This is a genomic window from Paraburkholderia bannensis, from assembly GCF_014200455.1.
GTDB lineage: Bacteria > Pseudomonadota > Gammaproteobacteria > Burkholderiales > Burkholderiaceae > Paraburkholderia > Paraburkholderia bannensis_A.
Map to the genome: position 1 here is coordinate 292,502 of NZ_JACHBW010000001.1, position 21,618 is coordinate 314,119.

Here is a 21,618-nt window from a genome sequence, read left to right on the forward strand (position 1 = left end):
ACATGATCCGCCAGCACACACACCAATATCTGCAATGGCGTAAGGCGTTGCCGTCAAGGCTTGATCTAGAAAACCGCCTTTTCTGGAAGCGGGCGGTTAATGACCGCGGCCAACTGTCCGAGGCACAAAACGACTTGGCGGAGCAGGTGCACGACATTGGCCCACGTCTGCAATCCCCACCGAAGACCGCCGGGACCGCAACGATCCTTGGGGTAGTTTCACCTGCGATGGTTGCGCGGTACGCGTGGGACCATCGCCCGGTGAGCGGCGAAACCCGCGAACTAGTTGCTGCCGCAACGACAAATAACAGCGTACCAACCTCAGTACAACAGTTCTTCGATGACTATCTGCACGATTCGCGTGCGGGATTCCGCGTTCGGAACAAGATGGAGTTCCATGACCTCACGGGCGGGTATCTGCGCTATCGAAACATCTATCAGAACACCCGAGAACAGACGGTGGCGGCGGTGTCATCAAGCGACGCTGCCGGGTCGGTCGAGGATGCTGCACGAAGCGCACTGTCCGGAACGGATGAGGAAGCAACTGCTTGAGCCGTGCGTCCAAAGGTCAATCCGAAGTGTTACAGACATGCGCCGCCCACGCTTCCATCATCGGGCGGCGCTGTTCCATCAAATCGGTTCGGTGATAACTGGCTTCAATCTTGTTTGCGATGGTATGCACGAGCGCACGCTCGGCGAGGTCGCGGGCGTAGCCGATTTCGCTGGCCCAATCTCTGAAACTCGACCGATAGCCGTGCGCGGTCGCGACGCGGCCCGGCGTATCGCTTTTCGCCTTCACCCGGCGCAATAGCGCCATCAGGGTCATATCGGACAGCACTTTGCCACGCGGCGACGGGAACACCAACGTCTCGTGTTGTTTCTGTTCTTTCAGCCGTTTGACGAGCGCGAGCGCCGACGACGAAAGCGGTACGCGGTGCGGTACCTTCGCTTTCATACGTTCACCTGGGACGGTCCAGATACCGGCTTCGAGGTCGAACTCGCCCTAGGTCGCGCCGCGCACTTCGCCGCTACGCGCCGCCGTGAGAATCAGGAATAGCAGGGCCGCCCGCGTGTTGTCGCCGGGTTTGATATCCCCAAGTTGCTCTTTAGCGAGAACCGGAACGTCGCGCCACGGCATCGCGGGTTGATGCTCGTTGTTCGCGTTCTGTTTCGGCAAGATATGGTCAACCAGGCTAACCGGGTTCGCCGAGATATGGCCGTGCGCCCAGAACCATTGCATGACGGCGTGCATACGCTGGCGGGTACAGCTGGCGGTCTCGGCTTTCTCAAGCCAGATAGGCCGTAGGACGTCCGCACAATCGGCTGGCATGATTGCGTCAAGCGGCTTGTGGCCGAGCTTGGGAACACGTAAGCCTCTAGTGTGTTAATCCATTGGGCGGCATGTTTCTCGTTTCGCCAGCCGGGTTTGAGTTCTTCGTGAACCTGGCGGGCGGCCTTGTCGAAGCTGAGCGCGGCGGCGGCAGCGGTGGCGGCTTGCTGTCAGCGGTCGCGTTCTTCGATTGGGTCTTTACCCGCGTCAAGTTGGGTCCGCATCGCGAGCGTCTTGGTACACGCGTCCAGTATCGAGGCTTCAGGATATACGCCGAGGCCCGCATCGCGCCGCTTGCCAGTTACTGGGCTCGTGAAACGTAGCGTCCACTTGCTGCCCGCCTTGCCGGCGGTGAGCATTAATCCCGTTACCTTGCCGTCGAAGACCGGCGTGTCGCCGGGTCAAATTGCCTTTGCCTGTCTGTCCGTAAGTGCCATTTCAGCCCATCGCCAAGTGGCGGATAGCGCCGGAATACAGTAGCCTGTTGCGGCACAAAATCGGCGTCAAACGCTTGATAGACGTGGAAGTCACGGATTGGCGCGGAAAGTCGCGCTTTTGTTCGTGGCGGACACCGCCTCCGCCAGATTCGCGCAACATCTGCGCCGACACAATCTGGAATCTCTCTCGCGGCTCTCGCCCGCAATCTTTCCCAATCGCAAATTACCGAACAAAGCCCGTGCTCAGCTGCGCAAGCGGATGCTTTCAACACGCAACACAGCAATGAAAGGGTCGCATTCATTTTCCACTGCCATACGCCATCCCTGCTTCCCGGCATTTGACTAGGTGAAAACCCTAGTATTGCGGTAAAATCCCAACCTTAGATGGGATCAACCGCCATGCCGCACCGTTACCAACTGCTTGAAAAGTTTGCTTTTTCGATCGTCGTCCTGTTTGCCGTGATGTGCTCTAGCTACATCGCGTGGGAAAGCTCGCCTGATCTGCGCGAGAACGTCCAGGTAGGCAAGGAGTTGTTCCTGAAGAGCGGCGAATATTCTTACGCCTGCTCCACCGTAGTCGCCGATCCCTGCCCCCAGTTCCCGGTCGAGTAAGCCGGCGTAAGCTGCGGTAAGCCGACCGAGCCGGCGCCCGCAAACACTCTTCGCGTCGCGTTTCACGCGCGGCGCATGGGCAAGGCGGCCCCTCTGCGATACGTTCACCCGCCACGGGTGACTGCGGATTGATTCCCCTCGCGTTTGAACTAAGCTCGAATCTGTCTTGCCACCGAGCCTGCTCGCCATGCTCATCCGCGCCTGTATGCGCAACGGCCTTGCGGCCGTGAGCGCCGCCGCTCTCCGCCGCCTCGGCCCGGCTCTGATGCTTGCGCTCGCAAGCGCCTGCACGATCACGCCGCCGCCTCGACCGCTGCTCATCATTCCGCCGCAGGCCATCAACAGCACCACACTCGACGACTACCGCACGCAGATCGCCAGGCGCATCATCGAGCGCAATCCTTCCTACGTCCTGCACGGCTCGCCTCAAGCGATGCTGCGCTCGCTGGTGGTGGTGTCGTTCACGGTCAACCGCGATGGCCAGGTGGTGAAGTCGTCGGTCTATCGCACCAACGGCGACGACGGCGCCGAAACCACCGCGCTCGCCACCTTGCGGCGCGCCCAACCGCTGCCCGCACCGCCGCCGCGCCTGCTCAATTCGGTCGGCCAGATCGAGTTGTTCGAGGACTGGCTCTTCAACGACGACGGCAAGTTCCAGTTGCGCACGCTCGCCTCGCCGCAGGCGCAGAACTACAACTGATCGCCGAACTGATCGTCGCTTGCGGCCGCCTTGCTGGCCGCCGTCTCCGCTCGTTATAATTTTTTGCTATCCCCCGCCGGCCTTGCGCCTGCTTCGCCTGCGCGCTGCGTCACCCACGCCGCGCCGCAGCGCCCATCGACCGTGCTTTCGCTTCCTGCACGCTTTGCGTGCGCATTGCGCCTATCCAGCGCCTGCGCCAGCCGGTCCCGCTTTCGCGCGCACAGTTGCCGCTGTGCGATGCATACTGACGAATCGTTGCCGGATCAAGCATGCCGCCGTGGCGCTGCCCGCGCCCGCCCTGCATCGCCCTGCCGCTTCGAGCCTTGAACAAAGACGCCCGCGCCGCGCTTCACGCCTGCCGATCGGACCGACCTTCCGGCCCATCGGCTTCGCTCCAGCCCGCCAGCGCGCGTCACAACGACTGGAGACCTTTCGATGTCCACCTCACCGCTTTCGTCGGCGAGCGCCGATCAGCCCGACGCCGCCCGCCAGCAAAGCACCGCGCGCGTGATCTTCGCGAGCTTCATCGGCACCGCCATCGAGTTCTACGACTTCTATGTCTACGCAACGGCCGCCGCGCTCGTGATCGGCCCGGTGTTCTTCCCGCATGGCTCGGCCACGGCGCAGGCGCTGTCGGCGTTCGTGACTTTCGGCATCGCGTTCATCGCGCGCCCGATCGGCTCGTTCCTGTTCGGCCACTTCGGCGACCGTATCGGCCGTAAATCGACGCTGGTGGCCTCGCTGCTCGTGATGGGCCTCTCCACCACGCTGATCGGTTTCGTGCCCGGCTATGACTCGATCGGCAGCCTCGCGCCGATCCTGCTGTGCGTGCTGCGCTTCGGCCAGGGCATCGGTCTGGGCGGTGAATGGGGCGGCGCGGCGCTGCTCGCCACCGAATACGCACCGCAGGGCAAGCGTGGCTGGTTCGGCATGTTTCCGCAGCTCGGGCCGTCGGTGGGCTTTCTCGCGTCGAATGGCCTCTTCTTCGGTCTGGCCTCCACACTCTCCGAGCAGCAGTTCCGCGACTGGGGCTGGCGCGTGCCGTTCGTGGTCTCGGCGGTGCTCGTGGCGCTGGGTCTTTACGTGCGCCTGAAGATCGCCGAAACGCCCGCCTTCAAGGCCGCCGTCGAGCGCGAGGAGCGCGTCAAGGTGCCGATCGCCACACTGCTTGGCAGCTACTGGGGGCCAACCATCCTCGGCGCGCTCGCCATGGTGGTCTGCTACACGCTGTTCTACAACGCCACGGTGTTCTCGCTCTCGCACGGCGTGACGGCGCTGCATATTCCGCGTCCGACCTTCCTCGGCATGCTTTGTATCGCGGTGGTGTTCATGGGCATCGCCACGCCGGTTTCGGCGGCGTTGAGCGACCGTTTCGGCCGCAGGCCGGTGCTGATCGTCGGCTGCATTCTGGCGATTCTCTCGGGCTTCACGATGCAGCCGCTGCTGGGCAGTGGTTCGCTGCCGCTCGTGCTGCTGTTTCTCGTGATCGAACTGTTCCTGATGGGCGCGACGTTCGCCCCGATGGGCGCGCTGCTGCCCGAGCTGTTCCCGACCAGCGTGCGCTACACGGGCGCGGGTGTCGCCTACAACCTGGGCGGTATCCTCGGCGCGTCGGTGGCGCCGTATATCGCGCAGCAACTGGCCGCACGCGGCGGGCTCTCGTGGGTCGGCGCGTATGTGTCGATCGCCGCGTGCGTGAGCCTCGTCGGCGTGCTGTGCATGCGTGAGACGCGCCATACGTCGCTGAGCTGACCCGGCCCGCGCGCGTATTCACGAACGCGCGAAAGCGCGCGAACCAGAAGCAAAAAAAGCGGAGTCCGCCAGTCGGACTCCGCTTTTTTTGTTCGCTATGGACACGCGCGCGGCGTGGCTATACTGGTTTCAAGGCTGCGTTCAAACAGCTCGAATCAACAAGGTCCGCGCAACTGCGCACGGGAGGCCGACGATGAACCTGCATCTGAGCAATGCCGATGTCGTTCTGATGATTGCCCTCGCATTGGGCATCTCCCTGTTCCTCGCCTTCCGGCTGCGTACGACCACATGGCGAGCCGTCGTGGTCGAAGCCCTGGTCGCCAACGCCGCCGCGGTTGCGGCAGTCATCGCCGTCGAGATGCTGCTGGCGTGACGGCTTCCTGGCTGTTCGGGAGAGCGTCTATCAGTTGTAGTAGCCGTGGTGATAGTAGCCGCCGCCCGCGGGCACGACGATGCATCCGGCCAGCGACGCTGCAAGCACTGCACCCACAATCAGCGTAAGCGTCAATCGTTTCACTTCGTTCTCCCATCGAGTCAATGTCTGGTGTCCTGCCCGGCCCTGCCTCGCATGGCGTGCGGTGGACAGTTCAGATTTAACTCGACGGCGAATCCCCTATGCGTTGCAATTTGTAAGCAGCGGTGTGGCCCGTGTTACAGGGTCCGCGCGCTTGGGCAGCGCCACGTGCGATTCGCGCCGCACGCCGCACGCAACGGCGACACTTTTAACAAGTTGGTAATCGAGTCGCCGAGCCAATTCGCCCGCGACGATCACGCTGCCGCGACGACGGCACCCATGAAAACGGCCCGCCCGTCTGCTTGAGACGAGCGGGCCGTGCGAGACAAGGCAGGCGAAGACGCGTAAAACTCAGGCAGCCGTCACAGCCGGCCCTTTCGCCGCATCGCCAGTGCGCGCGGGATAAACGCGATCGACCGCATCGAGCGCCACCGAGACCGGCGGCACATGTCGACCGTCGCCAATCGAGATCGAACGATCCGGCGCGCGCACGCCAAGATGTTCGGCGTTGGTCGCGACGAAAATCATCACCGTGGGTTTGAGCAGCGCGTGGCCCAGATGCACGAAGCCCGTGTCCGTGCCCACCACCAGCGCGCTATCTTCGATGCGCTGCGCCACCTGCGTGACCGTCAGACGCGGCAGGATGGTCGCGCCAGGCACCAGCGCAGCAATTTCTTTCGCGGTGGCGTGCTCGGCATCCGATCCCCACGGCAGCTCGATACGCAGACCACGCTTGACGAGTTCGTTGCACAGCTCGCCCCAGTGGGCGACCGGCCACTTCTTCTCTTCCTTCGAGGTGGCATGGAAGATCAGCGCGGTGGGGGCATCGGGCTTAGGCAGCGCATCGCCGTCGCGCGGAATGCGCATCTGGAAATCGGGCGGCGTATCGATGGTGTAGCCAAGCGCCTCGCCCGTGCTGATACGCATGCCCAGCCATGCATCGCATTTCGGACGCGGTCCGAAGCGGCCGTTATAGGCGAAGGCTGCGCCCCGCTCGCCAAGATCCTGCCCGAGATAGCCGAAACGGCGCTTGCCGCGCGCAATGAACGCGATGATGGCGCTCTTGTACACGCCATGAATATCGATGATGGCGTCGTAGCGCTCGCGGCGCAGTTCGGCGATCGAATCCCAGATGGCCTTGAAGTCGCTCCATTTGCGCGCCTTCTTGAAGCGGCGCAGCGGCGCGCAGAGCACGCGGTCGATCCCCGCGTTCCAGTGGACGATCCCGGCGAACGCCTCGTCCACGGCCCAATCGACCTTGACGCCGGGAAATTTGCGCTGGACGTCGGCGACGACGGGAAGGGCCTCGACGACATCGCCGAGCGAGGTCACCTTGACTATCAAAACTCGTTTCATTGTGCTGCGGACGCTGAGGCCCGATTTCGATGATTTGCCGGCATTTTTCCCGAGATTCTAGCGGACGGAGCCGTTCGCAACAGGCGAAATCTGCGAACGTTCGCGCATTTCATCGGTCCCCGCTTTGGCGGGACGTGGCGTCGGGGCGAAAAAAAGCCCGGCGGCATGTCGATGGTCGTTAGCTCGAACGACTGACATGCGCCGGGCCCGGCGCGGCTGTGCTGATCTACGCCAGCGAGCCTGTAGCCAAATCAATAGATCACGACGGGTGCGGGTCGCACATACACGGGCCGCGCCGGAACGACGACGCAGCCGGCGAGCACGATCGCGAGCGCCGCCGCAGCGAGCAGTTTTCTGCTCATGGAGTTTCTCCTTGCCGATGAACCCGTTCAGACGGCTCGTTTAAGCAAACTCAACTCAAGCCAGGCAGTTTCAGGCAGCCCAGTGGCCATCGACCCAGTGCCAGTTCGGACCATGCGCGACCCAGTGGCCCGGGACCCAGTGATAGCCCACGCGTTCGGCTTGCCAGTGGCCTGCGATCCAGACGTAGCGGCCGTGGTCCCAGCGCCAGTGGCCCTTGTCCCAGACATAGCCGACGCGCGGCGCGGGCACGACTTCGATGCGTTCGACAGGAGGCGGCGCGCTCGGCTCAACGACGACGATTTCAGCGAAGGCCGGCGCGGCAACGGCGCACGTACCCGCAGCGACGATAGCGGCCTTGGCGATCAGCAGACGGATGGAGTTGTTCATGTGGTTCACCCTTCGAGTAGGACGCCATGAGTGGCGTTACCCGATCAATGCGCGAGCAGGCGTCTGCGCTGACAGCGGCCGTGTAACCGCAGGAGGTGAAGTGAAACCGAATATTTCGATAAGGCAAGGAATGCCGCGCTGCACATCAAAGGCGCGCAGCGATATCGAGACGAGTACGGCACATGGGTGCTAGAAACACGTGCGCCGCACTCGCCGCGCGGGTCAAGCCTGCGGAATCTCGATCTTGACCTCAAGTACTTCGAGGTCGTCCTGGCGTTCCAGGCTTACGCGGATATCTTCGTCCGAGATCTTCACGTACTTGGAGATCACGGCGACGAGTTCGCGTTGCAGGGCCGGCAGATAATCGGCGGGCGGATGACCGCCTGCGCGCTCGTGAGCGATGATGAGCTGCAGGCGTTCCTTCGCTACCGAGGCGGACTTCTTCTTCTCGCCGAGAAAAAACGAAAGAAACGACATGACGTGCGCCTCCCTTACTTGCTACCGAACAGGCGCTGCAGGAGCCCCGGCTTCTGGTAATCGGTGAAGCGAAGCGCCTTGTCTTCGCCAAGAAAGCGCGCGACGACGTCCTTGTAGGCTTCCGCGACGTCGGTGCCGTCCAGATGGACAGCGGGCAGGCCCTGGTTCGATGCGTGCAGCACCGCTTCCGATTCCGGAATCACGCCGATCAGCTCGATGCGCAGGATTTCCGAGATATCCGCGAGCGAAAGCATTTCGCCTTCGTTGACGCGTTTCGGGCTGTAGCGCGTGATGAGCAGATGCTCCTTGATCGGCTCCTTGCCGTCGATCGCGCGCTTGGTCTTCGACGACAGCATGCCGAGGATGCGGTCCGAATCGCGCACCGACGAGACTTCCGGATTCGTCACGATCAGCGCTTCGTCGGCGAAGTGCATCGCCAGCATCGCGCCCGATTCGATACCCGCCGGCGAATCGCAGACGATGTATTCGAAGTCCATCTTGCGCAGGTCTTCGATCACCTTCTCCACGCCTTCCTTCGTGAGCGCGTCTTTATCGCGCGTCTGCGAGGCCGGCAGGATGTGGAGGTTTTCGCACTTCTTGTCCTTGATGAGCGCCTGGTTCAGGTTCGCTTCACCCTGGATCACGTTGATCAGGTCGTACACCACGCGGCGCTCGCAACCCATGATGAGGTCGAGATTGCGCAGGCCGACGTCGAAGTCGATGACCGCGGTTTTGTGGCCACGCAACGCGAGGCCCGATGCGAAACTCGCGCTCGTGGTCGTTTTGCCGACGCCACCCTTGCCCGAAGTCACCACAATGATTTTTGCCATTCCCTTACCTTGCGTTCGTCAGTTTCCCAGTTTGGTCTCATCTCGCACCGCTCGCACGCCACGCTCGCACATTGATTGCGCGACGCGTCAGCGGCGGATCAGGTGAGCCTCAACGGTTCGATCAACAGCTTTTCTTCGTCGAGCCGGATCTGCGCCGGCTTGCCACGCACGTCGTCTGAGAGCGGCACTTCAGTGGTACGGTAGATGCCCGCAATCGAAATCAGTTCCGCTTCGAGGCTCGTGCAGAAAATACGTGCGTCGTGGTTGCCGTGCACGCCCGCAAGCGCGCGGCCACGCAACGGCGCGTAAATATGGATGTTGCCTTCGGCGATCACTTCCGCGCCGTTGGACACCATGCCAAGCACCACCAGATCGCCCTTTGCATAGACACGCTGGCCCGAGCGCAGCGGACGGTCGACCACCAGCGTGGCCGCGCGCGGCGCGTTGCTGCGTGCGTCGATGTCGGCATCGGCTTCGGTGCCGGTTTGCGCAGGCAGGTCCTGCGTGGGGTCGGTCGGGAAGAGTTCGGGTTGCGTGGCGGCGGGTGTGGCCGAGGCGTTCGCCGTGGCGGCGTCTGCGGCAACATCTGCGGCGACTGCTGCGGCAACTGCTGCGGTGCCGTCTTCGGTTTCGCTCTTTGCAGCGGCGTTGCCGCCCGCTACGCGCCTGTCGCGCGCTTCGAGGAACGGCAGGCCGGCTGCGGCGGCCCAGCCATGCTGTTCAGGCTGCGCGACCACGCCCACGGGACGCATGCGCACGCTTTCCAGCAGGCGCGCGATGTCGCCCAGCGCGACCTGCTCACCGTCGGCAAGACGGCGCAGATCGATGGCCACGGTATCGTTGGCGAAGAATTCCGGCGTCGCCTCGAAGCGCCGCGTGAGTTCGGCGCGCATCGCATCGAGTTCAGTCGTTTTGACCACGAACAGCAGCGTATCGACTGAACCGCTCTTCAGTTCAAAATATGGCGATTTCTTGGGCGACATGGCGATCGGCGAAAAATTTTGCGTATTTTACAGGCGTCGACGCGCACGGCCATTATTTTTAATGGCCCACAATGCTGCATCGAAAGGAAAGACAAAGGAACGGCGCGAAAAACGCCCAGGGGAGCCGCCGCATGACGCGCGGTGCGCGCGTCAGGGCGCAAAAAACGGGCGCGGCGAGCTCAAAACCGCGCTGCGCTCAAAACGGTGATCACTGGGCGGACGCCACCGGCGCAGCGCCAGCGAGGTCGCGCATCAGCAGCGTTTCCCATTGCTCGGACGTCTGCGTGCTGCGCGCGTGATCGCCGGTGGCGATAAAACCCATGCGCTCGTAGAAGCGCATGGCGGTGGTGTTGCTATCGGTCACCCATGCGTAGATCTGGGTGGCGTTCTCGCTCGCGAGCCAGTCGATGGCCGCGTTGACGAGCAACTCGCCGCCACGCAGATGCCGCACCGCCGGCGCCACCCACAACGCGAACACGAAGGCCCGGCGCGCGGGCGCGCTCTCGAAGTTCGCGCCGATCAGGCCGGCCGGATGGCCTTCCGTGTAGAGGATGAACGTGGTGGCCGTATGCGAATCCGCTTGACGGGCGGCCGCGGCGTCGAAGACAGCTGCATCGGCAGACAAGGCGTCTTCGAGCGAGTCGCCGAACGCGTAAGGCGCGTCGCGCAGCGAAGCAGTTCGAAGCTCGCGGAGCACGGCACCTTGATCGGCAACAATACGGCGAACGGTCAGTGACGGACTCATGCAGTCGTAAACCCCAATAAAGCACTAACGCGTAGCTTTAACCGAACTGGCCAGAGAGTCAAATCCTTATTTGACAAAAAAGTTCCCTGTGCACGGCGTACGCGGGTCTTGACAGCCACGCCGATGACCCGCACAGCCGCTTGTGCCGCGGCCCTCACGGAGCTTCGTACGCACCCGTGCCGTCCGGCCAGGGCGTGAGCAATTCATAACCGTCATCGGTGACGGCAACCATGTGCTCCCACTGAGCGGAGAGCGAACGGTCCTTGGTCACGACGGTCCAGCCATCGCGCTGCACCGCCGTGCCCGCGCGTCCGGCATTCACCATCGGCTCGATCGTGAAGACCATGCCGGGCTTCAGACGCACGCCCTGCCCCGGCTGACCGTAGTGCAGCACCTGCGGCTCCTCGTGATAGACCTTGCCGATGCCGTGGCCGCAATACTCGCGCACGATCGAAAAGCCATCGGCCTGCGCGCGTTTCTGGATCGCATGACCGACGTCGCCAAGCGTCGCGCCCGGCTTCACCTGGCGGATGCCCGCGAGCATCGCCTCGTAGGTGGTGTCGATCAGCTGTCGGCCCACCGAACTGGGCGTGCCGACCGTGTACATGCGGCTCGTGTCCCCGAAATAGCCGTCCTTGATCACGGCCACGTCGATGTTGATGATGTCGCCGTCCTTGAGCACTTCGTTGCGGCTCGGGATGCCGTGGCAGACCACGGAATTGACGGACGTGCAGATCGTCTTCGGGAAACCCAGGTAACCGACGTTGGCCGGCACTGCCTTGAGCGTATTGACGATGAAGTCGTTGCAGATCGCGTCGAGATCGTCGGTGGAGACACCGGGCTTGACGTGCTCGCCGATCATGGCGAGCACGTCGGCCGCGAGGCGGCCCGAAATGCGCAGACGCTCGATGTCGCCGGCGGATTTGTAAGTGATAGCCATCTGAGAACCAAAGTAGGCGCGACGGCGCGCGTAGCGCCTCGCCGCGAATTCATGGGAGCGCCGCTCGAAGGCGCCATTGTACCCGGCACGACTGGCGGCACTGGCGGGCCTGCGCCCGTCGCAGCGCCGATTATTCGGATACGTCCGATTGTCCAGGCGCAAGCCGCCAACAAGAATGGGAAATATCTTACAACGACGTGAGTAGAACGCCAGACCATGATCCCAGCAGCCTCTTCTTCCAGCGCCGCAACCGGCACTGACGCTCCCGCGCAAGCGCCGCTCAATATCCTCATCGCACTGCCCACTTACGACAATTCCGTGCACTTCGACTTCGCCATGGCGCTGGCGGGTCTGATGGAAACGTTCAAGGAGCGCGGCATCGGCTTCGAGTACATCCACACGGCGTCGTCGCACATCATCCGCGCGCGGAATTTCTTTGCGAATTATTTCCTGAGCCATCCGCGATTCACACACGTGCTGTTCCTCGATACGGACATGGATTTTTCGCGCGAAGCCATTGCGCGCCTGCTGGCCGGCGACAAGCCCGTGGCGGGCATTGCCTGCCCGTATCGCTACTTCGATGTGGAAAAGCGCATTACGGCTGAAGACGCGGGCCTCACGCTGCGCGAGTGGCAGGAAAAAACCGTCGACTACAACACGGCGATCCGCGCCGATGCACAAGGCAACAGTCGCGTGAACGCGGGCTGGGTCGAGGTGAATCACATCGGCACGGGCATTTTCCTCGTGCGCCGCGACGCCATGGAGGCGATGGCCCCGCTCACGCAGCTCTACAGACCGCCCGCGCAGTACGCGGCGTATCTGCCCGACGGGCGCTTCTATGCGTTCTTCGACACGGTCGGCGAAAAAGGCGTGTATCTCTCGGAAGACCTGTCGTTCTGCCAGCGCGCGCGGGCCGCGGGCATGCCGGTGTGGGCGCTGATCGACGAGAAGATCGTCCATCACGGTCAATCGGCGATTTCCGGGACGTTCATGCGCTCGCTGGAGCGGCGTGGGCATGTGCCGGGCAACAGCGGCTGAGGATGCACGGGCACGCAGGAATGCGCGCCGCAAAGCAAAAACCCCGTAGGTCTTTCGACTTACGGGGTTTTCTGAATCTGGCGGAGAGGGTGGGATTCGAACCCACGGTACGGGGTTACCGTACGCCTGATTTCGAGTCAGGTACATTCGACCACTCTGCCACCTCTCCGGGGTACTGCTTTTTACTGCTTCTCCGGTCTTGGTCGGCGACCAGAGAAGCGAAGATTATAGAACATATTTCGGATCCTGCAAGCCCTTTTTCGAAAATTTTTTCGAGGGCCCGCAGAACTCCGCTACTTCGATGGTAGAGGAGATGGGTCAGGCGCCTACCGACAGACGCGCCACGCCGTTCATATACGGACGCAGCACTTCCGGCACGGTGATCGAGCCGTCCGCTTCCTGATAGTTCTCCAGCACGGCCACCAGCGTACGGCCCACGGCCAGACCCGAACCGTTGAGCGTGTGTACGAGTTCCGGCTTGCCCTGCGCGTTGCGATAGCGCGCCTGCATGCGGCGCGCCTGGAACGCCTCGGTGTTCGAGCAGCTGGAGATTTCGCGATAGGTGTTCTGCGCCGGCAGCCAGACTTCGAGGTCGTAGGTCTTGCTGGCCGAGAAACCCATGTCGCCCGTGCACAGCGTAATCACGCGATACGGCAGGCCGAGCTTCTGCAGAATCGTCTCGGCGTGGACGACCATCTCTTCGAGCGCGTTATACGAGGTTTCCGGCGTGGTGACCTGAACCATTTCGACCTTGTCGAACTGGTGCTGGCGGATCAGGCCACGCGTGTCGCGGCCATACGAACCGGCTTCCGAGCGGAAGCACGGCGAATGCGCCGTCAGCTTGATCGGCAGCGCGTCGCCTTCGACGATGCTCTCGCGCACCGTGTTCGTAAGCGAGATTTCCGAGGTCGAAATCAGATACTGCGTGACCTTGTTCTCGTCGCCGCCCTTCTCCACGCGGAACATGTCCTCGGCGAACTTGGGCAGCTGGCCCGTGCCGTAGAGGATTTCCGGGTTCACGATGTACGGCGTGTAGGCTTCCGTGTAGCCGTGATGCAGCGTGTGGGTGTCGATCATGAACTGCGCGAGCGCCCGGTGCAGGCGCGCGATCTGGCCGCGCAGCATCGTGAAGCGCGCGCCCGAGAGTTTGGCGCCCGTCTCGAAGTCCAGACCCAGCGGCGTGCCGACATCGACGTGATCCTTCACCTCGAAGTCGAACGCGCGCGGCGTGCCCCAGCGGCGCACTTCCACGTTGCCGGACTCGTCGCGGCCCACCGGCACGCTTTCGTGCGGCAGGTTCGGCACGCCGAGCAGCAGGTCGGAGAGCTTCGCCTGGATCTCGTCGAGCTTGGCCGCCGACGCCTTCATTTCGTCGCCGATGCCGCCCACTTCGGCCATGACCGCCGAGGTGTCCTCGCCGCGGCCCTTCATCGCGCCGATCTGCTTCGACAGGCTGTTGCGGCGTGCCTGGAGTTCTTCGGTGCGGGTCTGGATGTCACGGCGTTCCGCTTCGAGCGCGGAGAAAGCCGCGACGTCGAGGGTGTAGCCGCGGTCGGCGAGGCGCCTGGCGACGCCGTCGAGGTCTTTACGCAGCAGCTGGATGTCGAGCATGGGATTGTGAGACGCAGTTTCGTTGTGTGAGGAGTCGATTTTAGCGCACCGGCGCGGGCAGCCCGTGCGCCTTGGCGCTTTTCGCCGCGTTCAGCAGGGTTCAGCTGGGTTCAGCGGAGTTCAGCCCTTGCGCTTGCGTTCGCGGATTTCGTCTTTGTGTTCATCGCGCCAGTGCGCGTCGAGTTCGGCCAGCCGCGCCAGCTTCTCGCCGATCTTGCCTTCGAGCCCGCGCGGCGTGGGTCGATACCAGTTCGGCTCGCGCATGCCATCGGGTATATAGGTTTCGCCCGCGGCGTAGGCGTCCGGCTCGTCGTGCGCGTAGCGATACTCGTGGCCGTAGCCCAGCTCCTTCATGAGCTTCGTGGGCGCGTTGCGCAGGTGAATGGGCACCGCACGCGACTGGTCCTTGCTCACGAAGCGGCGCGCCTCGTTGTAGGCGTTGTAGCCCGCGTTCGACTTGGGCGCCACGGCCAGATAGATCACGGCCTGCGCAAGCGCCAGTTCGCCCTCGGGCGAGCCCAGCCGCTCATAGGTTTCCGAGGCGTCGAGCGTGATGCGCGCCGCGCGCGGATCGGCCAGACCAATGTCTTCCCACGCCATGCGCACGATGCGCCGCGCCAGATAGCGCGGATCCGCGCCGCCGTCGAGCATGCGGCAGAACCAGTAGAGCGCGCCGTCCGGATTGCTGCCCCGCACCGATTTATGCAGCGCGCTGATCTGGTCATAGAACGCATCGCCGCCCTTGTCGAAGCGGCGCAGGTTTTCCGCCAGCGCGCTGCCGAGCAGTTCTCCGTCGATTTCCGTCTTCTTCTGCTGGGCCGCCGCGCGCGCGACGATTTCCAGATTGTTGAGCAGCTTGCGGCCGTCGCCGTCGGCTGAACCGATCAGCGCCTGTTTCGCTTCGTCGGTGAAAGTCAGACCGCCCAGTTCCTGCGACGCACGCGCGAGCAGTTCGCCCTGCTCAGCCTCGTCGAGACTGCGTAGCACGTACACCGCCGCACGCGAGAGCAGCGCGCTGTTCACCTCGAACGAGGGATTTTCCGTCGTCGCGCCGACAAACACGAACAGCCCCGACTCCACATGCGGCAAAAATGCGTCCTGCTGGCTCTTGTTGAAGCGATGCACCTCGTCGACGAACACCAGCGTCTGGTGGCCGTGCGCGCGATGCAGTTGCGCCTGCTCGACGGCCTCGCGGATATCCTTCACGCCCGAGAGCACGGCGGAAAGCGCGATGAATTCGGCGTGGAAGGCATCGGCCATGAGGCGCGCGAGCGTGGTCTTGCCCACGCCCGGCGGCCCCCACAGGATCATCGAATGCGCTTCGCCCGACTCGAAGGCGACGCGCAGGGGCTTGTTGGGCCCTAGCAGATGCTTCTGGCCGATGACTTCGTCGATGGTGCGCGGGCGCAGCCGCTCGGCAAGCGGAACGTTGGCACGGGTTTCTTCAAACATGGCGTTTTCGCGATAATGTCGGCTTTTACGGCGGGCGCGCACGGCAGAACGCACTGTTCGCGCCCCTGAAAATGGGCCGCCGCGCCGGAGTCAGTCGTGCATTATGACAGTCCGCGCCGCCGCGCGAGCCGTGCGTCCCGCGCGAATTTTGCGTAATCCCTACGCACACCATACGAATTCAATACAAGCAACGCAGCAGAAGACACAGAGGACAGCTTTTCCCATGACTGAAAACACCCAGGCCGGCTCGGCCTACGCGCCCAATGTGCCGGTGCCCGACGCGCGCCGGCAGTTTCGTACCGGCGACGCCTTCGCGCTCTGGTTCTCTCTCGGCATCGGCCTGCTGGTCGCCCAGGCGGGCGCGCTGCTGGTGCCTGGCCTGTCGCTGCCGCACGCGCTGCTCGCCATCGGCATCGGCAGCGTGATCGGCGTGGTGCTGCTCGCGCTCGCGGGCGTGATCGGCACGGATACGGGTCTCGCGGCGATGTCCTCGCTGCGCCCGACGCTCGGCATTCGCGGCGCGTCGGTGCCGGCCGTCATCAACATGGTGCAACTGGTCGGCTGGGGCTCGTTCGAGATCATCGTGATGCGCGATTCCGCCGATGCGCTCGCCAAACAGGCCTTCGGGCTGTCGATGCCGCTCGTCTGGACCGTGATCTTCGGCGTGCTGGCGACGCTGCTGGCCGTGAGCGGCCCGCTCTCGTTCGTGCGCCGCTTCCTGCGCACGTGGGGCATCTGGCTGCTGCTCGCGGGCGCGGCGTGGCTGACGTGGAGCCTGCTTGCGCAGCACGACATCGCCGCGCTGATGAAGCGCCCCGGCACCGGCGACATGCCGTTCGGCAGCGCCATCGATCTCGTGGTGGCGATGCCGCTCTCGTGGCTGCCGCTGATTGCCGACTACACGCGTTTCGGCCGCAAAGCCGGTGAGACTTTCCGCGGCACGCTGTTCGGCTATGGCATCGCGAATCTGTGGTTCTACGCGCTGGGCGCAATCTACGGCCTCGCGGCGGGCGGCGGCGATGCGCTGCTGACCACGGCGCTCGCCCAGGCCGGCGGCGGCTTTGCACTGCTGCTGGTGCTGATCGACGAAATCGACAACGCCTTCGCCGACATTCACTCGGCGGCGGTCTCGACGGGCACGGTCTGGACGCGCGCCGGCGTGCCGTTTCTCTCGGCGGCGTTCGGCGCGATCTGCACGCTGATCGCCCTCGTCGTGCCGATGGCCAAGTACGAAAACTTCCTGCTGTTTATCGGCTCGGTGTTTGCGCCGCTGTTTGGCGTGGTGCTCGCCGATCACTTCATCGTGCGCCGTCGCCGCATCGATCCGCAGGCGCTCGCCGATCTGAACGGCGTCTATGGCTATTCGGGCGGCTGGCACGTGAGCGCGTTCGCCGCGTGGGTGCTCGGTTTTGGCGCGTATCAGGCGCTCAACCAATGGCTGCCGAATCTTGGCGCGACGCTGCCGTCGCTGGTGATCGGCGCGCTGTGCTATCTGGTGCTCGCGGGGCGTCGTCGCGCGGCATACGCGTAACGTTCACGCGCTTTCGATAGCGCAATAAAAAACGCCACGCTGTTTGCATCAGCGTGGCGTTTTTGCTTTTAGCCCTTCGAAAAGGGCATATTCGCCAGTTACTCGCAGTGCCCGCAACCGCCGTGCGAGTGATCGTGGCCATGTGCATGACCATGATCGTCAGCAGGCAGATGCTGCGCGGCCTGCGCCGAAATACCCAGACGTTGCAGCAGCTTGCGGTCCGCTTCGGCTTGCGGGTTGCTGGTCGTCAGCAGTTGATCGCCGTAGAAAATCGAGTTCGCGCCGGCCATGAAGCACAGCGCCTGGAGCGCGTCGTCCATCTGCTCGCGGCCCGCCGACAGCCGCACCATCGCCCTGGGCATGGTGATGCGCGCAACCGCAATCGTACGCACGAATTCGAACGGATCGATCGGCTCGGTGCCTTCGAGCGGCGTGCCCGACACCTGCACGAGATTGTTGATGGGCACCGATTCCGGATACGGCTCCATGTTCGCCAGTTGCGCGATCAGGCCCGCGCGCTCGCGGCGCGACTCGCCCATGCCGACGATGCCGCCGCAGCACACGTTGATGCCCGCGTCGCGCACGCGCTCCAGCGTCTCAAGACGATCTTCGTAGGTGCGCGTGGTGATGATCTTGCCGTAGTACTCCGGCGAGGTGTCGAGGTTGTGGTTGTAGTAGTCGAGGCCCGCATCGGCGAGTTCCCTCGCCTGGTGATCTTCGAGCATGCCGAGCGTCACACAGGTCTCCAGACCCATCGCCTTCACGCCGCGAATCATGTCCTTGATCGGCTCCAGGTGACGATCCTTCGGATTGCGCCACGCCGCGCCCATGCAAAAGCGCGTCGCGCCGTTGGACTTGGCCGCGCGTGCGGCGTCCAGCACGGCGTCCACGGCCATCAGCTTGCCGGCTTCGAGTTCGGTTTCGTAGTGCGACGACTGCGGGCAGTACGCGCAATCTTCCTCGCAGCCGCCGGTCTTGATCGACAGCAGCGTGGAAAGCTGCACGGCGTTGGCGTCGAAATTTTCGCGATGCACTTGCTGCGCGCGGAACATCAGGTCGTTGAACGGCAGCTCGTAGAGTGCGGCGACGTCGGCGACTTTCCAGCGCGCTGCGGCTTCGGCGGCGGCGTGGGCGCTCGGCGCGGTGGCCTTCAGCGAGGTGATGTCGATGTGGGTTTGCGTCATGGTGTCGAGGTCCTTCGTGACGTGTGACTTGTGGTTTTGCTTCAATGCCCTGCCGCAGCGGCCAGGCGCGCGAGCAAGGTGTCGATGTTCAGGTGCTGCGCCGCGTCGTCGGCGCTCGCGCCGCGCATATGCGGCACGACGCCCAGCAGCGGCGCGCCGGATTGACCGCCGGATTGCGCACCCAGCAGCATGCGCAAGGTGTCGATGTTTTCTTCCGGGAAGGTCATGTTCGGGTCGATGCGGTTCGCGACCCAGCCCGCGATCTTCAGGCCGCGCGCGGTGATCGCTTCGGCGGTGAGCAGCGCATGGCTGATGCAGCCCAGCCGCATGCCGACCACCAGCACCACCGGCAAGCCGAGCGCGACGGCCAGATCGGCGGTGTCTTGCGTCGGCGTGAGCGGCACGCGGAAACCGCCGACACCCTCGACCACCACCGCATCGGCGCGCTCGCAGGCGGCGCGATGGCAATCGACGATGCGCGCCATGTCGAGCGTCACGCCTTCGAGCGCGGCGGCGATATGCGGCGCGGCCGGTTCCTTGAGCAGGAAGGGCGTGCGCATCTCGGGCGGCAACAGCACGCTGGCGGCGGCGTCGAGCTGATCGGCGTCTTCGTTGTGCCAGACGCCGTCGCGCTCGTACGCGCCTGCCGCGATCGGCTTGAGCGCCGTCGCGCGCAGACCGGCGTGCGTGAGCCCGCGCAGCAGCGCCGCGCTCACGAAGGTCTTGCCGATTTCGGTATCGGTGCCGGTGACGAAGAAAGAAACCTTGGCCGTGCTCATCACGCGCCCTCCTGTGCGGCGCGGCTGGCGCGTTGCAGTGAATCGTTGAGACGGTCGAGATCGGCATCCGAATGGGCCGCCGACAGCGAAATGCGCAGGCGCGAGGTGCCCACCGGCACCGTCGGCGGACGGATCGCGGGCACCCAGAGTCCGTCGTTTTCGAGCGTGGCCTGCAGAGCGAGCGTGGCGTCGTTCGAGCCGATCACCAGCGCCTGCACGGCGCTCGCGGAATCGACCGGCATCCAGCAGGTCTGCTTGAGCATCGCGCGCGTGCGAGCGATCAGGTGGGTGAGATGGGCGCGCCGCGTGTCGCCCTCTTCGCCCGCGATGATGCGCAGGCTCGCGCTGACCGCATGCGCCACCGCCGGCGACGACGCCGTCGTGAAGATATACGGCCGCGCGCGCTGCACCAGCCATTCGATCACGGTGGCGTGCGCGCAGACGAACGCGCCCGACACGCCCGCCGCCTTGCCGAGCGTGCCCACCATCACCAGATGCGGCGAGCGCAGCGCGGCTTCGGCAATCGCGCCGCGCCCTTGCGGGCCGAGCACGCCCAGACCATGCGCATCGTCGACGACGAGCCACGCGCCGTGCTGTTGCGCCAGCTCGACCAGACGCGCGAGCGGCGCGACATCGCCGTCCATGCTGAACACCGTGTCGCTCACGATCAGCTTCGCGCCCGCGTCCGAGGCGTCGAGCATCGCGCTGAGCGCCTCCATATCCGCGTGCGGATAGACCTGAATTTCGGCGCGCGACAGCCGCGCACCATCGATCAGCGAGGCGTGGTTGAGCGAATCGGAAAAGATCGTCGTGCCGCGGCCCGCCAGCGCGGTGAGCACGGCGAGGTTCGCCATATAGCCGGTGCTGAAATACAGCGCGCGCGGCGCATCGACGAAACCGCCCGCGAACGCCGCGAGGTCGTCTTCGAGCTGCTCGTGCGCGCGCGAATGGCCGCCCAGCAGATGCGAGCCGCCGCTGCCCGCGCCGTAGCGCCGCGCGCCTTCGGCCAGCGCCGCGACCAGTTGTGGATGCGCGGCCAGACCCAGGTAATCGTTGCTCGCGAAGCCGATGGTCTCGCGCCCGTCAACCGTCATGTGCGCGTCGCATGGCGTGTCGATGGTGCGGCGGCGGCGGCGCAGACCGTGCGCGTCGAGCTCGTTCAGGCTCAGTTCGAGCGTGTCCAGCAGATGCATCAGAGGTCCTCCGCGACGGTGGCTTCGAAGGTTTCGCGCGTACGCGTCGCGAGCAGCGCCTGTGTTTCGGCATCCAGAATATATGGCGGCATCACATAGACCGTGGTGCCAATCGGGCGCAGCAGCAGTTCACGCTGCAAGGCGTTTTCGAAGAAGCGGCGCGAGAAGGTGCGCGCGCGTTCGGCATCGTCGAGCGCCACGTCGAACGCGAGGATCGTGCCGCACTGGCGCATGTTGCGCACCAGCGGATGCACGTCGAGCGGCGCGAATGCTTCGCGCAACTGCGCGGATTTGCGCGCGTTCGACTCCAGCACGCCTTCGCGCGCGAACAGATCGAGCGTCGCCAGCGCCGCGCGGCACGCGAGCGGATTGCCCGTGTACGAGTGGGAATGAAGAAAGCCGCGCGTGGTGTCGTCGTCGTAGAACGCCGCGTAGATTTCGTCGCGCGAGAGCACGATCGACAACGGCAGATAGCCGCCGCTGATGCCCTTCGAGAGCGTCAGCAGATCGGGCCAGATGCCGGCCTGCTCGCAGGCGAAAAAGGTGCCGGTGCGCCCGCAGCCCACGGCGATTTCGTCGGCGATCAGGTGCACCTTGTACTGGTCGCACAGCACGCGCAGGCCGCGCAGATACGACGGATCGTGCATCGCCATGCCGGCGGCGCATTGCACCAGCGGCTCCACGATCAGCGCGGCGATGCGGCCTTCGCGTTCGGCGAAGAGTCGTTCCACGTCCGCAAGCGCGCGTTGCGCCACATCGGCGGCGCTTTCGCCGTCGTGTGCGAGGCGCGCGTCGGGCGACGCCACCACATGCGCGTGCGTGAGCAACGGATCGTAAGCATCGCGGAACAGCTTCACATCGGTTACGCCGAGCGCGCCGATGGTCTCGCCGTGATAGCTGTTGGCGAGGCAGACAAACTCGCGCTTGTCGCTCGCGCCCTGATTGCGCCACGCGTGGAAGCTCATCTTCAGCGCGATCTCGACCGCCGATGCGCCGTCCGAGGCAAAGAACGCGTGGCCCAGCACGTTGTCCGTGAGCGCGGCCAGATGTTCCGCCAGCTCGACGGCGGGCTCGTGCGTGCAGCCCGCGAGCATGACGTGTTCGAGCGTGTCGAGTTGTGCCTTGAGCGCGGCGTTGATGGCCGGATTGGCGTGGCCGAACAGATTCACCCACCACGAGCTGATGGCGTCGAGATAGCGCCGGTCCTCGTGGTCGTAGAGCCACGGGCCCGCGCCGCGCGAAACGGCGACGAGCGGCAGTCGCTCATGGTGTTTCATCTGGGTGCACGGGTGCCAGACCGCGCGCAGGCTGCGGGCGATCCAGGCATCGTTGCCAGGATGGGTTTGCGAGTTCTGAGGTTGCGAATTCTTGTGTTGCGAGTCCACTTACGGCTCCCGATACGACA

General features: G+C 64.3%; 23 protein-coding genes, 1 tRNA gene and 1 pseudogene. 7 read left to right on the forward strand and 18 right to left on the reverse strand.

From position 1 onward, the window contains the following. Positions 1-2: 2 nt before the first annotated feature. Positions 3-551, forward strand: a complete 549-nt coding sequence (locus tag F4827_RS01345; protein ID WP_183720611.1) for a hypothetical protein — start codon at positions 3-5, stop codon at positions 549-551. Between the two features lie 16 nt (positions 552-567). Here the strand turns inward: F4827_RS01345 and F4827_RS35050 are convergent, their stop codons facing one another. From F4827_RS35050 to F4827_RS35060, 4 genes and pseudogenes are all read right to left on the reverse strand, one after another. Then, on the reverse strand, positions 568-954 hold the full coding sequence (locus tag F4827_RS35050; RefSeq protein WP_260174862.1) for a tyrosine-type recombinase/integrase: 387 nt from the start codon (positions 952-954) through the stop codon (positions 568-570). A 48-nt stretch (positions 955-1,002) separates the two neighbouring features. Beyond that, positions 1,003-1,239 (reverse strand): hypothetical protein, encoded by a 237-nt coding sequence (locus tag F4827_RS35055; protein ID WP_260174861.1) that lies wholly within the window; start codon positions 1,237-1,239, stop codon positions 1,003-1,005. Positions 1,240-1,251: 12 nt separating this feature from the next. After that, positions 1,252-1,403, reverse strand: a pseudogene (locus F4827_RS35935) (phage integrase central domain-containing protein); the annotation flags it as partial. Between the two features lie 96 nt (positions 1,404-1,499). Beyond that, positions 1,500-1,688 carry an Arm DNA-binding domain-containing protein gene (locus F4827_RS35060; protein WP_260174860.1) on the reverse strand — a complete coding sequence of 63 codons (189 nt, stop codon included), beginning with the start codon at positions 1,686-1,688 and terminating at the stop codon, positions 1,500-1,502. Between the two features lie 477 nt (positions 1,689-2,165). Between F4827_RS35060 and F4827_RS01355 the strand changes: the two genes are divergently transcribed. From F4827_RS01355 to F4827_RS01370, 4 genes are all read left to right on the forward strand, one after another. Further along, on the forward strand, positions 2,166-2,378 hold the full coding sequence (locus F4827_RS01355; protein ID WP_183720609.1) for a hypothetical protein: 213 nt from the start codon (positions 2,166-2,168) through the stop codon (positions 2,376-2,378). A gap of 265 nt (positions 2,379-2,643) precedes the next feature. Next, complete coding sequence (locus F4827_RS01360) at positions 2,644-3,078, forward strand: energy transducer TonB (protein ID WP_233178399.1); 435 nt, start codon at positions 2,644-2,646, stop codon at positions 3,076-3,078. Positions 3,079-3,513: 435 nt separating this feature from the next. Beyond that, positions 3,514-4,830, forward strand: a complete 1,317-nt coding sequence (locus tag F4827_RS01365) for an MFS transporter (protein WP_183720605.1) — start codon at positions 3,514-3,516, stop codon at positions 4,828-4,830. Positions 4,831-5,023: 193 nt separating this feature from the next. Beyond that, positions 5,024-5,203, forward strand: a complete 180-nt coding sequence (locus tag F4827_RS01370) for a hypothetical protein (protein WP_183720602.1) — start codon at positions 5,024-5,026, stop codon at positions 5,201-5,203. A gap of 492 nt (positions 5,204-5,695) precedes the next feature. Here F4827_RS01370 and waaC read toward each other — a convergent pair whose 3' ends face one another. From waaC to map, 7 genes are all read right to left on the reverse strand, one after another. Beyond that, a complete protein-coding gene (waaC, locus tag F4827_RS01375; protein ID WP_183720599.1) occupies positions 5,696-6,700 on the reverse strand; it encodes a lipopolysaccharide heptosyltransferase I in 1,005 nt (334 codons plus the stop codon). Positions 6,701-7,132: 432 nt separating this feature from the next. Beyond that, the gene (locus tag F4827_RS01380) at positions 7,133-7,450 is read right to left on the reverse strand and encodes a YXWGXW repeat-containing protein (RefSeq protein WP_183720596.1); all 318 of its coding nucleotides are present in this window, start codon (positions 7,448-7,450) and stop codon (positions 7,133-7,135) included. 222 nt (positions 7,451-7,672) lie between these two features. Continuing rightward, on the reverse strand, positions 7,673-7,927 hold the full coding sequence (gene minE / locus F4827_RS01385; protein WP_027795398.1) for a cell division topological specificity factor MinE: 255 nt from the start codon (positions 7,925-7,927) through the stop codon (positions 7,673-7,675). 14 nt (positions 7,928-7,941) lie between these two features. Next, complete coding sequence (minD, locus tag F4827_RS01390; protein ID WP_183720593.1) at positions 7,942-8,757, reverse strand: septum site-determining protein MinD; 816 nt, start codon at positions 8,755-8,757, stop codon at positions 7,942-7,944. A 98-nt stretch (positions 8,758-8,855) separates the two neighbouring features. Further along, the gene (gene minC / locus F4827_RS01395) at positions 8,856-9,740 is read right to left on the reverse strand and encodes a septum site-determining protein MinC (protein WP_183720590.1); all 885 of its coding nucleotides are present in this window, start codon (positions 9,738-9,740) and stop codon (positions 8,856-8,858) included. Positions 9,741-9,948: 208 nt separating this feature from the next. After that, the gene (locus tag F4827_RS01400; protein WP_183720587.1) at positions 9,949-10,485 is read right to left on the reverse strand and encodes a GNAT family N-acetyltransferase; all 537 of its coding nucleotides are present in this window, start codon (positions 10,483-10,485) and stop codon (positions 9,949-9,951) included. 154 nt (positions 10,486-10,639) lie between these two features. Next, the gene (map, locus tag F4827_RS01405) at positions 10,640-11,425 is read right to left on the reverse strand and encodes a type I methionyl aminopeptidase (protein WP_167066582.1); all 786 of its coding nucleotides are present in this window, start codon (positions 11,423-11,425) and stop codon (positions 10,640-10,642) included. Positions 11,426-11,641: 216 nt separating this feature from the next. On the opposite strand from map, the gene F4827_RS01410 reads away from it, so the two are divergent. Next, positions 11,642-12,463 carry a glycosyltransferase family 2 protein gene (locus tag F4827_RS01410; RefSeq protein ID WP_260174853.1) on the forward strand — a complete coding sequence of 274 codons (822 nt, stop codon included), beginning with the start codon at positions 11,642-11,644 and terminating at the stop codon, positions 12,461-12,463. 78 nt (positions 12,464-12,541) lie between these two features. Here the strand turns inward: F4827_RS01410 and F4827_RS01415 are convergent. The 3 genes from F4827_RS01415 to F4827_RS01425 all read right to left on the reverse strand — a co-directional run bounded on the left by F4827_RS01415 (position 12,542) and on the right by F4827_RS01425 (position 15,526). Then, positions 12,542-12,632 (reverse strand) — tRNA-Ser (locus F4827_RS01415). A 149-nt stretch (positions 12,633-12,781) separates the two neighbouring features. Beyond that, positions 12,782-14,074 (reverse strand): serine--tRNA ligase, encoded by a 1,293-nt coding sequence (gene serS / locus F4827_RS01420; protein WP_183720584.1) that lies wholly within the window; start codon positions 14,072-14,074, stop codon positions 12,782-12,784. A 120-nt stretch (positions 14,075-14,194) separates the two neighbouring features. After that, on the reverse strand, positions 14,195-15,526 hold the full coding sequence (locus F4827_RS01425; protein WP_183720581.1) for a replication-associated recombination protein A: 1,332 nt from the start codon (positions 15,524-15,526) through the stop codon (positions 14,195-14,197). A 223-nt stretch (positions 15,527-15,749) separates the two neighbouring features. Here F4827_RS01425 and cytX point away from each other — a divergent pair, with 223 nt between their 5' ends. Then, complete coding sequence (gene cytX, locus F4827_RS01430) at positions 15,750-17,057, forward strand: putative hydroxymethylpyrimidine transporter CytX (protein WP_183720578.1); 1,308 nt, start codon at positions 15,750-15,752, stop codon at positions 17,055-17,057. Positions 17,058-17,155: 98 nt separating this feature from the next. On the opposite strand, the gene bioB is transcribed toward cytX, so the two are convergent. The 4 genes from bioB to bioA are packed head-to-tail and all read right to left on the reverse strand — an operon-like array spanning position 17,156 to position 21,598. Then, on the reverse strand, positions 17,156-18,241 hold the full coding sequence (gene bioB, locus F4827_RS01435) for a biotin synthase BioB (RefSeq protein ID WP_183720575.1): 1,086 nt from the start codon (positions 18,239-18,241) through the stop codon (positions 17,156-17,158). A 41-nt stretch (positions 18,242-18,282) separates the two neighbouring features. Next, the gene (gene bioD / locus F4827_RS01440; protein ID WP_183720571.1) at positions 18,283-19,020 is read right to left on the reverse strand and encodes a dethiobiotin synthase; all 738 of its coding nucleotides are present in this window, start codon (positions 19,018-19,020) and stop codon (positions 18,283-18,285) included. Further along, a complete protein-coding gene (bioF, locus tag F4827_RS01445) occupies positions 19,020-20,213 on the reverse strand; it encodes an 8-amino-7-oxononanoate synthase (protein ID WP_183720568.1) in 1,194 nt (397 codons plus the stop codon). The genes bioD and bioF overlap by 1 nt, the downstream gene beginning before the upstream one ends. Then, positions 20,213-21,598, reverse strand: coding sequence for an adenosylmethionine--8-amino-7-oxononanoate transaminase (gene bioA / locus F4827_RS01450; RefSeq protein ID WP_183720565.1), 1,386 nt, complete (start codon positions 21,596-21,598; stop codon positions 20,213-20,215). The genes bioF and bioA overlap by 1 nt, the downstream gene beginning before the upstream one ends. Positions 21,599-21,618: the final 20 nt, after the last annotated feature.